We start from the raw sequence: 12,483 nt of genomic DNA on the forward strand, positions 1-12,483 counted from the left end.
CTCGCCACAAGAATTCATACGCTCGATAATTTTATGAACTTCCCCCACCAATGGGTGTCAAGCCCCGGTCACCGGGGGGTGGGGGAACCTACAGCGTCCCCAAGCCCCTGTAACAACTGGAAATAAATTCTTGGCGCACTAGTTGCAAAACACCATCACCCCTTCCTTGATGAGGCGGCTGGTGATGGACAGAGCAACGCGTGACCTAAGCAATACCTTCCGGTTGACGCCACTGAGCGTCTTTCTGATGTTGACCCTCGGCACCATGACCGTGGTTCAGGCGAGCCCGATTGATGATGAACGCCAGCCCGAAACGTCCGATCCGTCGGCGTACTACGACGAGCCGGCGGACGAGCCGACCGCACTCAACGCCATCCTGACCATGCCCGAGGCCAACGAAGACTCCTTCGATTTGCCCGACGGGGTCAAAGGCACGCGAGACTCGACCCGCACGGAAAACGTTCTGCCGCCCACCGTGCAGACCAGTTTCAACTATCCCACCAACGGCAAACCCAGCCCGCTCTATGGCGCACAGCCGTTCAGCCAGCAGTTGCTGCTGTTCGAGGAATTCGGCCCGGAAAAACTCGACCCGACCACCCCGGCCGCGCCGTTGCCCTTTCCGCCGGCCGCGATCGGCCCGGCACCTGCGCAGGACCCGAACAACATCGCCCGCAGCGCGCCACCCGGCACGGCGCTCGATGCGTTCTTGCGCCAACCGGGGCTGACGCCGTTCCCCAGCCAGTTCTCCAACGTGGTCGACCGCAACCCGTGGCAGGCGCAGATCGAAGTGTTCCTCAACCGCCACATCGGCTCCTCCGCTGAAGGACGGCCGCCAGGAAAAGGCTGGTCGCACCAGCGCTGGAACGAGTTCTACCCGCAAGTCGCCTATAAAACCGTGCAGACCGGCGCGCGCCTCAACGGCGGCCTGCGTGACAGTCGGCAAATGCACGGCTACGCCCTGGGCGAGTTCGGCCCCGGCGGTCTTTACCACAACGTCGCCGGCGTACCGGCGACCGATGGCACCGCCAAAGGCGTCGACCCGCGCTTCCACCCGAACATGCCGGTGCAGAACCACAATTCGGTATGGACCTTCGACGGCACGCTGCCGCCGAAACTGTTGATGGTGCGCTACGGCCAACCGGTGATGATGCGCCACTACAACGGCTTGCCGATCGACCCGTCGGCCAACCGCGGTTTCGGTCTGCACACCATCAGCACCCACGAGCACAACGGCCACGCGCCGGCGGAAAGCGACGGCTATGCCAACGCGTTCTTCTTCCCCGGCCAGTACTACGATTATCGCTGGCCGATCCAGCTCGCCGGTTACGACAGCATCAACACCAAGGCGGAAGACCCGCGCGCGGCGTTCCCCTGTGCGCCGGGCGAGACCCTGTGGGTCAACGATCTGGCCCCGGCGAAGAAGACCTGTAATAACGGCACCATCAAGATCCGGGGCGACTGGCGCGAAACCATGAGTACCCACTGGTTCCACGACCACATGCTCGATTTCACCGCGCAGAATGTCTACAAGGGCAACGCGGCGATGATGAACTACTACAGCGCGCTGGATCGCGGCAACGAGTCGGTCAACGACGGCGTCAACCTGCGCTTCCCCAGCGGCAGCGCCTTGCCGTGGGGCAACCGCGACTATGACGTCAACCTAGTGTTCGCCGACAAGGCCTGGGATCAGGAAGGTCAGTTGTGGTTCAACCCGTTCAACACCGACGGCTTCATCGGCGATCAGGTGCTGGTCAACTGGCAGTGGAAACCGACCCTCGACGTGCGCGCACGCAGCTATCGCTTCCGCATTCTCAATGGCTCGGTGTCGCGCTATTTCAAACTGGCGCTGGTGCGGGAAATCAAAGGCAGTGGCGGAGAGTTCCAAGGGCCGAAAAACTCGGGTCTGACGTACAGCCGCGTGCCGTTCCACATGATCGCCAACGACGGCAACATTATGGAACACAGCGTGCCGTTCGACGGCAGCATGGACCTCGACGCCGACGGCGATAAACAGAACCACAACGCGATCCTGCCGACCCAAGGCATCGCGGAGCGCTTCGACATCATCGTCAACTTCGCGAAAAACGGCATCAAGCCTGGCGACAAGCTGTTCTTCCTCAACCTGCAGGCGCAGGACGACGGCAAAGGCCCGAAAGAAATGATCCCGCTGGCGGATGTGCTCTCGGAGAAATACCTGCCGGTGATCAAGCAAACCAGCAAGGGCCCGCAGTGGGACAAGGGCGATCCGGCGGTGGGCAAGGTTTTGCAACTCAACGTCAAGGCCTACACCGGCCAGGATCTGGCGATGAACCCGGCAGCCTACGAACCGGCCAAACCCGGCAAGGCTGAAGGGCTGGTGATGATCCCGCTGAAGATCCATCGCGACAACGCTGCCGACAAGGCGCTGCTGGCCAAAGCCCGTCACCGCACCTTCACCTTCGGCCGTGCCGATGGCACCGATGAAGCACCGTGGACGGTCAAGACCGACGGTGGTTTTGGCTACCACATGGACCCACGGCGCCTGAACGCCTCGACCCAGCTGTCCAGCGGCCCGACCGATGCCGGCGTCAGCGGATTCGGCACTCTGGAAGTCTGGAACATCAAGGCCGGCGGCAAGGGCTGGAGCCATCCGGTGCATGTGCACTTCGAAGAAGGGATCATCCTCAGTCGCGGCGGCAAAGCACCACCGGAATGGGAGAAATGGGCGCGCAAGGACGTCTACCGGATCGGTTCCGAAGCCGATGGTCTGGACAACGTCGAAATGGCGATCAACTTCCGCGAGTTCGCCGGGACGTACATGGAGCACTGTCACAACACCCAGCACGAAGACAACTCGATGCTGCTGCGGTGGGACCTTGAAAAACCCGGGCAACTGCAGTTGATGCCGACGCCTCTGCCGAGCTGGGACGGCGTGCGCTACGTCAACTCGGCCGCGCTGCCAACCTTCCGCAATGGCGACGGTTACGGCCCGCAAGTGGTGGTCAAGCCATGAACCGCCGCCACGGTGACAGCCAACCGCTGCATACCCCGCGCTCCCGGGCGCTGGGTATGCACCTGGTGCTGGTGCTGGTGGCCTGCGTGCTCGGCAGCCGCGTGCTGCTCGCGCACCAGGCCAGCGTTGACGCAACGGCAGCGACCAGCGAATCCGCCACCCCGTGGGGTGGCGACTATTTCCCCAACACCTTGCTGACTGATCAGGACGGTCGGCAGGTGCATTTTTTCGATGACCTGATCAAAGACAAAGTGGTGGTGATCAATTTCATCTTCACGTCCTGCAGCGACTCTTGCCCACTGGAAACCGCGCGCTTGCGTCAGGTGCAGAAACTCCTCGGTGATCGGGTCGGCCAGGACATCTTTTTCTACTCGATCAGCATCGACCCGCTCAGCGACACCCCCGAAGTGCTCAAGGCCTATGCGCAGCGCTTCAAGGTCGGCCCCGGCTGGAAGTTTCTCACCGGCGAATTCGAAGACGTCACCGACCTGCGCAAGAAACTCGGGCTGTTCATCGAAGGCGTCGACAACGGCCGCAGCAAGGATCACAACCTCAGCCTGATCGTCGGCAACCAGACCACCGGGCGCTGGATGAAAGCCTCGCCGTTCGAGAATCCGTGGATCCTCGCCGATCAACTGGCCAACACTCTGCAGAACTGGAAACAGCCGAGCATCGAAGAAAGTTACGCCGACGCCCCGGACATTCGCCCGCCGAGCAATGGCGAAGAACTGTTCCGCACCCGCTGCGCCTCGTGCCACAGCCTCGGCCCCATGGATGGCCAGGGCCTTGGCATGCGCAGCATCGGTCCGGACCTGATCGGAGTGACCCGCAACCGTGATCCGCAGTGGCTGAATCGCTGGATTCGCGAACCGGATCGCCTGCTCGCGGAAAAAGACCCGACTGCCCTGCAACTCTACGAACAGTTCGAGCGAATTCCGATGCCCAACCTGCGCCTCGACGAGGCATCTGCGCAGTCGATCATCGACTTCCTCAGCGACGAAACCGAGCGCCAGCAACCGTCCGCCAATGCCATGGCCGACGGTGCATTGACGCCAGTAAAACCGGACCATGCAGCCGCGACGGTGAGTCAGATGCGGTAGCGGCGAAATAGCATCATTGAACCGTGTGTCGCGGTCAGAGCCACCTACACTGATGGCTGTAACTGGCTCGATACAAAACCTCCAGGGCACTCCCATGCAGCGACTGGAAATACAAAAAACCTCCGCGCCGGACACGCCGGCGGCAATGGGCAAGAGCTGGCGCGAACAGTTCAATCTGCTGCGCTGGTTCTCGCTCGCGAGCTTTTTGATCATCGCCGTCGTGGCAGTGGGGCTGGGGTACATCTCGACGCGCTTTGTCGTCACCGAAAGTGTCGAGCGCGACGCCTTGCTGACCGCGCAATTCGTTCAGGCCATTGGCTCGGCGGAAATACGCCACGCCGGCATCACCCCGGCACGCACCATGGGCGAAATGCTCGATCCACGCCAGGACGACAACTTTCCCGATGTCGATCCCGTTGCCCATGCAGCGGCGCGCGCGGAGTTTCTCGACCATATCGAACACCTGCCAGACATACTTCTGGCCACGGTGTATGCGTTGGATCGCACGGTGATCTGGTCGACCAATCCCGAGCTGATCGGGGTCAAATTCGAGGATGACGACGAGCTCGACGAATCGTTCGAGATGAAAGTCGCGGTGTCCTCCAGTTATCACAAGATCGACGATGAGAAACCCGAGCAGCAGTTGTTGCGCGAACCGAAGTATCTGTTCATCGAGAACTACATCCCGATGTTCAACGCCGACAAAAGCAAAGTCGTGACCATGGTCGAGATCTACAAGGAACCGGCGGATCTGGTCGACCGCATCGACCGTGGATTTGCCTCGATCTGGGCCGCCACGTGTTTCGGCGGTGCGGCGATCTTTCTGGCGTTGTTCTGGATCGTCCGCCGCGCGGCGAAACTGCTGCAGAGCCAACAGCAACAGTTGATCAGCAATGAAACCTTTGTCGCCCTCGGCGAGATGTCCTCGGCGGTGGCGCACAGCCTGCGCAATCCGCTGGCGACCATCCGTTCCAGCGCCGAACTGGCCCAGGAAGTCGCCAGCCCTGGCGCGCAACGCAACATTGGCGACATCATCAGCCAGGTCGATCGCATGTCGCGCTGGGTGCGCGAATTGCTGGTGTCGCTGCGGCCGATGAATGACGACGGCGAGGCGGTGGACCTGCTGATGGCGGTCGAGGACACCTTTGGCGCCTTCGAGGCGCTGATCAAACGCAGCAACGTCGAAGTGCGCTTCACTCCGCAAAACTGCGCGCCGGTCGTCAGTCAAAAGGTGTTGCTCACGCAAATCCTCAATAGCCTGTTTGCCAACGCCCTGGAAGCCATGCCCAAGGGCGGTGTGCTCAGCGTCGAATTCGAATCGCCGCAGCCCGACAGCGTGCGCCTGACCGTGAGCGACACCGGCAAGGGCATGAGCGCGCAGCAGCAACTGTTGGTGTTCAAACCGTTTTTCACCACCAAACAGGGCGGCCTCGGGGTTGGCCTGGCGTTGGTCAAACGCATCATGGAGCGTTTCGAAGGTTCGGTCGTGCTGACCAGCCGCGAGCAGGAAGGAACCCGCGTCAGTCTCAACTTCAAAGTGGCAACGGGAGGGGAATATGGAACACAGCATTCTGCTGGTCGAGGATGACGAACTGCTGGCCGAGAATATTCAGACCTACCTGGAGCGCAAGGACTTCGAGGTGACTGTCTGCCATTCTGCTGAAGATGCGCTGGAGCAATTGAACAGCTTCATGCCCGACATCGTGCTGACCGACAACTCGCTGCCGGGCATGAGTGGGCATGACCTGATCCAGAAGCTGCGCATCAGCGCGCCAGATCTGAAAGTGATCATGATGACCGGCTACGGCAACGTCGAAGATGCCGTGGTGGCGATGAAGGAGGGCGCCTTTCACTACGTCACCAAACCGGTCGCGTTGCCGGAACTCAAACTGCTGCTGGACAAGGCTCTGGCCACCGAACGGATGGAGCGCACGCTGTCGTTCTATCAGGACCGCGAGGCGCAGAAATCCGGGGTGCAGGCGCTGATTGGCGACTCGGCACCGATGCAGTATCTGAAGAACACCATCGGGCAGTTGCTCGACGCCGAGCGGCGCATGGCCAACACCGATCTGCCGCCGGTTTTAGTCGAAGGCGAGACCGGCACCGGCAAGGAACTGGTAGCTCGCGCCCTGCATTTCGATGGGCCGCGTAGCAAGGGGCCGTTTATTGAATTCAACTGCGCGTCGATTCCGTCGAATCTGGTGGAGTCGGAGCTGTTCGGACATGAGAAGGGCGCGTTCACTGATGCCAAGGACCGTCGCGTCGGTCTGGTGGAAGCGGCAGATGGCGGCACACTGTTTCTCGATGAGGTCGGCGAGATGGATCTGCTGCTGCAGGCCAAGCTCCTGAAGTTGCTTGAGGACCGGACAATTCGCCGGGTCGGCTCGGTGAAGGAGCGCAAGGTCAATCTGCGGGTGATCAGCGCGACCAACTGCAACCTTGAGCAAATGGTGCAACAGGGCAAATTTCGCCGTGACCTGTTTTTCAGGTTACGGATCATATCGATCAAAGTGCCGCGCCTGTACGCCCGGGGCGACGATATCTTGCTGCTGGCGCGGCACTTCCTCGCCAGCCACGGCAAACGCTACGGCAAACCGAATCTGCATTTCAGCCAGCAGGCCGAGGAGTTGCTGCTCAGTTATACCTGGCCGGGCAATGTGCGCGAACTGCGCAACATGCTTGAGCAGACCGTGCTGCTGGCACCGAGCGACACGATTGCTGCGCATCAATTGAACGTGTGCATGAGCCTGGTCGACGAACCGCCGCTGCATATTCATGAAGTGCCGATGCACTACGAACCTCGACCGGCGAGCAACACCGAATCGATGAACCTGCCGGAAGTCGAACGCGACATGGTGCGCAAGATGCTCGACAAGACCGACTGGAACGTCACCAAATCAGCTCGCCTGCTGGGCCTGAGCCGCGACATGCTGCGTTATCGCATCGAAAAACTCGGCCTCGCCCGCCCGGATAAACGGCAGTGGTAAAAGTGGTGACCGCCTGGACACCCAAAACCCTGTGGGAGCGGGCTTGCCCGCGATGAGGTAGTGTCAGTCACCAGATAGATCGGCTGACAGGACGCCATCGCGGGCAAGCCCGCTCCCACAGGGTTTTGTGGCGTCTGGTTAATACTTGGTAATCAGGATCAATGCTGCTGCCGGCTCAGACACTCCAGCAAACAACCCGGATCCAACACCTCGTCATTCACGTAAATCCCGCGCTCGGCATCGTACGTGCGAATAAACACCCGCACCGTCGCATCCGCCACGGTGGGCAATTGCGAGTCGTAGAACACGTGATCATCCGGAATCACCACAAAATCCTGCGGCGCCGTGTCCTCGTAAGGCTTCGGCGGCGTTGCGTTCAAGGAATACGGAGCAGGGTGAGCAAAGGGCTGGTTGGGCCCGTAGTAAACAAAATTGCTGTCCAGCGCTTGCGCCTGATTGGCAGCGAGCAGACAGCCGGTGAACAACAGCCGATCGAGCATTTGCATGGCGGCACCTGCGAGTGCGGTTTTCCCCAAGGCTATTAACTATAGCTGCCCGCCATTCAAACAATCAGATATGTAGGAGCTGCCGCAGGCTGCGATCTTTTGATCTTGACCTTTAAAAACAAGATCAAAAGATCGCAGCCTGCGGCAGCTCCTACACGAATTGGCTTACAAGTTTGCAACAACCGTAATTGCCGGGCTGATCTAGACTCGGATCCGCTCAATCACGAGCATCGTCCGGAGTGCGCCATGGAAGTGCCGAACAATAAAACCGCCATCGAGAGCAATCGACAGGCGTGGAACGATTCCGCCCGCCATCATCAGGATTCGCCTGACTGGCAGGCCTTGTTGAACGACGTTGCGCAGGCAGAATTCTCTTGCCTCGACGACACGTTGCGCGGCTTGCTGGAGCAAGTCGGGGTTGATGGCAAAGACGTGATCCAGTTGGGCTGCAACAACGGGCGTGAAAGCCTGTCGCTGTTCGCCCTCGGTGCGCGCGGGGTTGTCGGTGTTGATCAATCGGTGGCGTTCCTTGAGCAGGCCCGCGAACTGAACCGCCGCTCAGCGCACAACGCCGAATTCATCGAAGCCGATATCCATCATCTGCCTGCATCGCTGCAGAATCGCTTCGACGTGGCGCTGATCACCATTGGCGTTCTCAACTGGATGCCGGACATCGGCGAGTTTTTCCGCCATGTCGCCGCGACCCTCAAGCCGGGCGGAAAACTGGTGATTTATGAAACCCATCCGTTTCTGGAAATGGTTGATCCGGATGCGGAAGATCCTTATCGCCTCGCCAGTTCGTACTTCCGCGCTGAACCGTTTGTGCAGGAGGAACCGATTGTCTATGTCGGCAAGGTTGAACAGCAGGCAGCGAAGTCGTACTGGTTTGTGCACACGCTGGGAGCGATTTTCAGCGGTGCTATCGGGGCAGGGCTGAGCATTGCGCATTTCAAGGAATACGCGCATTCGAATCGGGAAGAGGTGTATGACCAGTATCTGAATCAAGAGGCGCAGATGCCGATGTGCTTTACCCTGGTCGCCACCAAGGCGTGAATGCCTTATCGCGCCGACTGGCCTCATCGCTGGCAAGCCAGCTCCCACAGTTTTGTGTCGTACAAATAATACTGAGTACAACTCAAAACCCTAAGGGGGTTGGCAAGCCAGCTCCCACAGTTTTGTGTCGTACAAGCAATACTGAGTACAACTCAAAACCCTAAGGGGGTTGGCAAGCCAGCTCCCACAGTTTTGTGTCGTACAAATAAAACTGAGTACAACTCAAAACCCTAAGGGGGTTGGCAAGCCAGCTCCCACAGTTTTAGTGTCGTACAAATAAAACTTAGTACAACTCAACCCCTGTGGGAGCTGGCTTGCCAGCGATGGCGGCCGAATAGCCGCCATCCCTTTCAAGGATGTATCAAGCCTGCGCCGCCGCACTCACCACCGGCCGCCCCGGTTTACGCAGTGGGTCAAGACGTGAGCCCTCGTAGCGGCTTTCACTGAAGAATTTCCAGCGACCGAACAGGCAATACACGTGCATCACGCGCCCCTGTTCGTGGTAGCCCATGCGGATGTGCAGCTTCAGCGCCGGAATGTTGTGGGTCTCGCAGACATCCACCACCTTGTTGCAGCCCTGAGCCGCCATGGCTTCCCACAGCGCGACCTGCACGTCCACCGACAGACTGCTGCCGAAATAGGCGCGGGTCATTTCGCCACCAAACTCAAAGAATTCGCCAGGCTTCACCGGGAAGGTGCAGCCGTAATAGTGACGGTCGTGATAGTCGCGAATGCTGCCCCAGATAAACGCCACCGCGTGGCCGTCTGCGTCGAGGTACATGTGCCCGGTGTGACCCTCGGCGGCCAGTTCCGCCATGGTCTCCACGCGATCACCGAAATGCTTGCCGAACGCTCCGGCATTCTGCGGCGTGATGTCGACTCTGCGCAGGCCATCGTAAGGGCGCAGCTTGTGCGGCGGCACCGGGCTGACCAGGTCGCGCTCCATCCACAGCAGTTCCCAATGGAAGAACACGTAGCGTTTCCACAACGTGCCGAAGGTGCGACCGAGGCCTTTCTGGCGGATGCGTTCTTGTAGTTTTTCGATGACACTCATGATGCCCTCCGTGGCCGCAGCCCGGGTGTTGTGGATGGTGCTTTTGTGGGTATAGATCACCTTTGCGAGTACATTTCAAAGTGCCATCTTTGAAAGTATTGCAAGGTATGTAAGTCAATCGAGTGCCGCGGCACCGCGTAGAAAATCCTTGTTCAAGTCGGCGTAGGAAACCCGCGGAATACCCGCCAGCCGCTGCTCTAGCACGCGGCTCAGGGATTCGTCGGGGTTGAGGTAGGCGTCACCAAAGTCGGCGCCAAGTTGAGTCGGATGAGCGACGATTTCCAGCACACCGTCGGTCGGCGCGAAGTCGTTGCGCAAGTCGATCGGCGTGCACACATAGTCGGCGGTCACACCGGCCAGACCCTGCAAACGCCAATTGAGCAAACCCTTGAACAACCGTTTCGCCAGGTTGAGGTTTTGCCCCAGATTGCGTGCCAGGCGAATCGGTACGCCCTGATGCGCTGCGAAGCGGGCGACGATTTCGCCGATCGGCCAGATGTTATGCACATGCTGATGCGAATCGATATGGCTCGGGCGTACGCCATGGTCGACACAACGCTGCCACTGCGCCTGCAACTCTTCACGCACCGCATCGCGATCCTCACGGCTGAGCCACAGACTGTGGCGCGGCAGGCTGAGGTCGAACACACCATGGCTGTCGCAGAACGTTCGGCGCAACAGGATGGCCCGGCTTAACGGGCGCCCGTAAGTCAGGTTGAAGTGCAATCCGACCCGGCCTTCCAGCACAGGGTGCCGGGCCATGGCACACGCCGCTTCAAACGCCGGCATGTTGGCCATCGCCGTGGCAGAACTGATGACCCCGGCCTGAAATGCGGCGAAGATCACCGAGTTTTCATTCGGGCTGAGGCCGAAATCGTCAGCGTTGACTATGACTTGGCGAGGCATGTTCGCCCTCCGTGGTGATCGCGACAGGTTTCAATGTGGGTTTCGCAAGCTCTGCGCGCCGCGCCCGCCAGCCTTGCACGCGCGGCTTGAGTCGATGCCACAGGCGCAAGCCCAGACCGAGGACGAGGCCACTCGGCCGCCAGGAGTAAAAGCTCCAGCGCCAGTGCTCCAGTTGTCCGGTCATGCGTTCATGCAGTTGATGGCTGGAGTTTTCCAGGCTGACCCGCGAGGCATCGATCCAGTGCCAGTGCTCGTCCAGCCCCCAGCGAATCCATTCCTCCAGCAACACCCGGCCGCTGCCCAGGTCGGCGTATTGCGGCAGGAAGGCGAGGTTGTAATCGTAGAGTCGACTCTGTTCGAGCAGACCGAGCCGATAGCTGATGCACCGCCCGTTCAGCTCCAGCGTCACCAGCCGCACCAGGCCTTGGCCGGCGAGGGCGGTGAAGGCGCGCTCGATCAGGAGTCGACTGCGTTCGCTGGCAAAAATCCCGACGCCTTCGTCACCTTTCCAGCTCACTGCTTCGACTTCACTGATCGCCTGCAACAGCGGCCCCATGGTGACTGCATCCGGAATGATCCGCCGCACCTCGGCGCCACACGCGGCAATCCGTTTACGCGCCCGGCGCAGTTTGTAGCGTGGATCGCCGGAGACTTCCTGATGATCCGCCTCGCTGATCAGATGTACCGGCACCCGACAACTCAGGCGCCGCTCAGCGGTGGAGCTGCGCGCCATCCATTCGGTCAGCGCACTTTCCTCACCGGCAGGCTCGGACACTTCATTGAGCTGCAGCAGCGCGTGGGGCACACGTTGGCGGATCAACGACAGCGCCTGGCGCATACCTTCGCTGTCCAGTAGCGACAGCAGCGCGAGGCGATCCGCCAGCGGATAACCCAAGTGGTGCAGCACCCGGAACGGCACGCCGAAAAAGCGCTCGCGACTCGCCACCAGCGGCAGGCACAGACGCAATTCATCCGTCTCCCAACCCAGCAGGATGTGCAGACGCTCACCCTCACCGAGTGCCTGCTCGGCCGCACACAACCAACCGAGGTTGTTGAACGGCGTGTGATCCGTCACCCGCAGGCGCAGCGCTTCATACGCTGCTGCCGGGAAATCGGCGGCGCACAGTGAAGTGCACCATTCGAATCGCGTCACCATAGGCTCAGGCCGCCGTAGCTGTTACAGGTGGACGGGAAGGTTTGCGCAACGCATCCAGACGCGAGCCGCTGTAGCGGGTTTCGCGGTAGAAGCGCCAGCGGTTGAACAGGGTGTAGACGTTCATGATCCGCCCCTGTTCGGTATAGCCCATGCGCAGGTGCAGCTTGAGCGCCGGAATGTTGTGGAACTCGCAGACATCCACGACTTTGTCGCAGCCTTGCGCGGCCATGGCTTTCCACAGCTCCAGTTGCAGATCCACCGACAGCTCCGAGCCCCAATAGGCACGGGTCAGTTCACCGCCAAACTCGAAGAACTCGCCGGGTTTCACCGGGAACAGGCAGCCGTAGTAATGGCGGTCGAAATAGTCCCGCGCACTGCCCCAGATGAACGCCACGGCATCGCCCTGATCGTCCAGGTGCATGTGCCCGGTGTGGCCCTCGTTGGCCAGTTCCGCCATGGTCCCGACACGGTCGCCGAAGTAGCGGGCGAAGGCGCTGGCGTTGTCTGCGGTGATCTTCACCACCCGCAACGGCGGGTAGGGCTTGAGGCTGTGCGGCGGCACCGGGCTGACCAGATCGCGCTCCATCCACAGCAGCTCCTGATGGGAAAAGATGTAGTGCTTCCAGGCCTTTTTGACGGTGGCAGACAGTCCTTTCTGCTTGATGTGTTCGCTGAGTTTGCTGACGATGCCCATTGTGCGTACTCCGGAGTTCCGGCAAGGCGAACGAC

Annotated in this window: 10 protein-coding genes; 5 read left to right on the forward strand and 5 right to left on the reverse strand. The window is 60.4% G+C overall.

Translation table 11 applies throughout. The features are described from left to right. The first annotated feature begins 184 nt into the window (after nucleotides 1-184). From KI231_RS10780 to KI231_RS10795, 4 genes are all read left to right on the forward strand, one after another. Nucleotides 185-2,992 carry a multicopper oxidase domain-containing protein gene (locus KI231_RS10780; protein ID WP_213028201.1) on the forward strand — a complete coding sequence of 936 codons (2,808 nt, stop codon included), beginning with the start codon at nucleotides 185-187 and terminating at the stop codon, nucleotides 2,990-2,992. Continuing rightward, nucleotides 2,989-4,092, forward strand: a complete 1,104-nt coding sequence (locus KI231_RS10785; RefSeq protein WP_103305811.1) for an SCO family protein — start codon at nucleotides 2,989-2,991, stop codon at nucleotides 4,090-4,092. Before KI231_RS10780 ends, KI231_RS10785 begins: the two co-directional genes overlap by 4 nt. A 94-nt stretch (nucleotides 4,093-4,186) precedes the next feature. Beyond that, nucleotides 4,187-5,680: a sensor histidine kinase gene (locus KI231_RS10790; protein WP_213028202.1), complete on the forward strand. Its 1,494-nt coding sequence runs from the start codon at nucleotides 4,187-4,189 to the stop codon at nucleotides 5,678-5,680. Further along, nucleotides 5,649-7,079, forward strand: coding sequence for a sigma-54-dependent transcriptional regulator (locus tag KI231_RS10795; protein ID WP_103305813.1), 1,431 nt, complete (start codon nucleotides 5,649-5,651; stop codon nucleotides 7,077-7,079). The genes KI231_RS10790 and KI231_RS10795 overlap by 32 nt, the downstream gene beginning before the upstream one ends. A gap of 158 nt (nucleotides 7,080-7,237) precedes the next feature. Here KI231_RS10795 and KI231_RS10800 read toward each other — a convergent pair whose 3' ends face one another. Then, nucleotides 7,238-7,585: a hypothetical protein gene (locus KI231_RS10800; protein WP_213028203.1), complete on the reverse strand. Its 348-nt coding sequence runs from the start codon at nucleotides 7,583-7,585 to the stop codon at nucleotides 7,238-7,240. Nucleotides 7,586-7,831: 246 nt separating this feature from the next. Here KI231_RS10800 and KI231_RS10805 point away from each other — a divergent pair, with 246 nt between their 5' ends. Beyond that, nucleotides 7,832-8,638 (forward strand): class I SAM-dependent methyltransferase, encoded by an 807-nt coding sequence (locus KI231_RS10805; protein ID WP_103305815.1) that lies wholly within the window; start codon nucleotides 7,832-7,834, stop codon nucleotides 8,636-8,638. Between the two features lie 361 nt (nucleotides 8,639-8,999). Here the strand turns inward: KI231_RS10805 and KI231_RS10810 are convergent, their stop codons facing one another. The 4 genes from KI231_RS10810 to KI231_RS10825 form a co-directional block, all read right to left on the reverse strand. Then, nucleotides 9,000-9,692 carry a GNAT family N-acetyltransferase gene (locus tag KI231_RS10810; protein WP_213028204.1) on the reverse strand — a complete coding sequence of 231 codons (693 nt, stop codon included), beginning with the start codon at nucleotides 9,690-9,692 and terminating at the stop codon, nucleotides 9,000-9,002. A gap of 114 nt (nucleotides 9,693-9,806) precedes the next feature. After that, nucleotides 9,807-10,598 (reverse strand): ChbG/HpnK family deacetylase, encoded by a 792-nt coding sequence (locus tag KI231_RS10815; RefSeq protein WP_213028205.1) that lies wholly within the window; start codon nucleotides 10,596-10,598, stop codon nucleotides 9,807-9,809. Continuing rightward, complete coding sequence (locus tag KI231_RS10820; protein WP_213028206.1) at nucleotides 10,570-11,754, reverse strand: GNAT family N-acetyltransferase; 1,185 nt, start codon at nucleotides 11,752-11,754, stop codon at nucleotides 10,570-10,572. Before KI231_RS10820 ends, KI231_RS10815 begins: the two co-directional genes overlap by 29 nt. A gap of 4 nt (nucleotides 11,755-11,758) precedes the next feature. Further along, the gene (locus KI231_RS10825) at nucleotides 11,759-12,448 is read right to left on the reverse strand and encodes a GNAT family N-acetyltransferase (RefSeq protein ID WP_213028207.1); all 690 of its coding nucleotides are present in this window, start codon (nucleotides 12,446-12,448) and stop codon (nucleotides 11,759-11,761) included. Nucleotides 12,449-12,483 lie beyond the last annotated feature (35 nt).

The sequence above is a fragment of the Pseudomonas sp. Seg1 genome, from assembly GCF_018326005.1.
In the GTDB taxonomy this organism is placed as follows: Bacteria; Pseudomonadota; Gammaproteobacteria; order Pseudomonadales; family Pseudomonadaceae; genus Aquipseudomonas.

Excerpts from the sequence above, each read along its gene's own strand:
- KI231_RS10780 (WP_213028201.1), top strand. The coding sequence starts at position 185 with ATGGACAGAGCAACGCGTGACCTAAGCAATACCTTCCGGTTGACGCCA.
- KI231_RS10785 (WP_103305811.1), top strand. The coding sequence starts at position 2,989 with ATGAACCGCCGCCACGGTGACAGCCAACCGCTGCATACCCCGCGCTCC.
- KI231_RS10790 (WP_213028202.1), top strand. The coding sequence starts at position 4,187 with ATGCAGCGACTGGAAATACAAAAAACCTCCGCGCCGGACACGCCGGCG.
- KI231_RS10795 (WP_103305813.1), top strand. The coding sequence starts at position 5,649 with ATGGAACACAGCATTCTGCTGGTCGAGGATGACGAACTGCTGGCCGAG.
- KI231_RS10800 (WP_213028203.1), bottom strand. The coding sequence starts at position 7,585 with ATGCAAATGCTCGATCGGCTGTTGTTCACCGGCTGTCTGCTCGCTGCC.
- KI231_RS10805 (WP_103305815.1), top strand. The coding sequence starts at position 7,832 with ATGGAAGTGCCGAACAATAAAACCGCCATCGAGAGCAATCGACAGGCG.
- KI231_RS10810 (WP_213028204.1), bottom strand. The coding sequence starts at position 9,692 with ATGAGTGTCATCGAAAAACTACAAGAACGCATCCGCCAGAAAGGCCTC.
- KI231_RS10815 (WP_213028205.1), bottom strand. The coding sequence starts at position 10,598 with ATGCCTCGCCAAGTCATAGTCAACGCTGACGATTTCGGCCTCAGCCCG.
- KI231_RS10820 (WP_213028206.1), bottom strand. The coding sequence starts at position 11,754 with ATGGTGACGCGATTCGAATGGTGCACTTCACTGTGCGCCGCCGATTTC.
- KI231_RS10825 (WP_213028207.1), bottom strand. The coding sequence starts at position 12,448 with ATGGGCATCGTCAGCAAACTCAGCGAACACATCAAGCAGAAAGGACTG.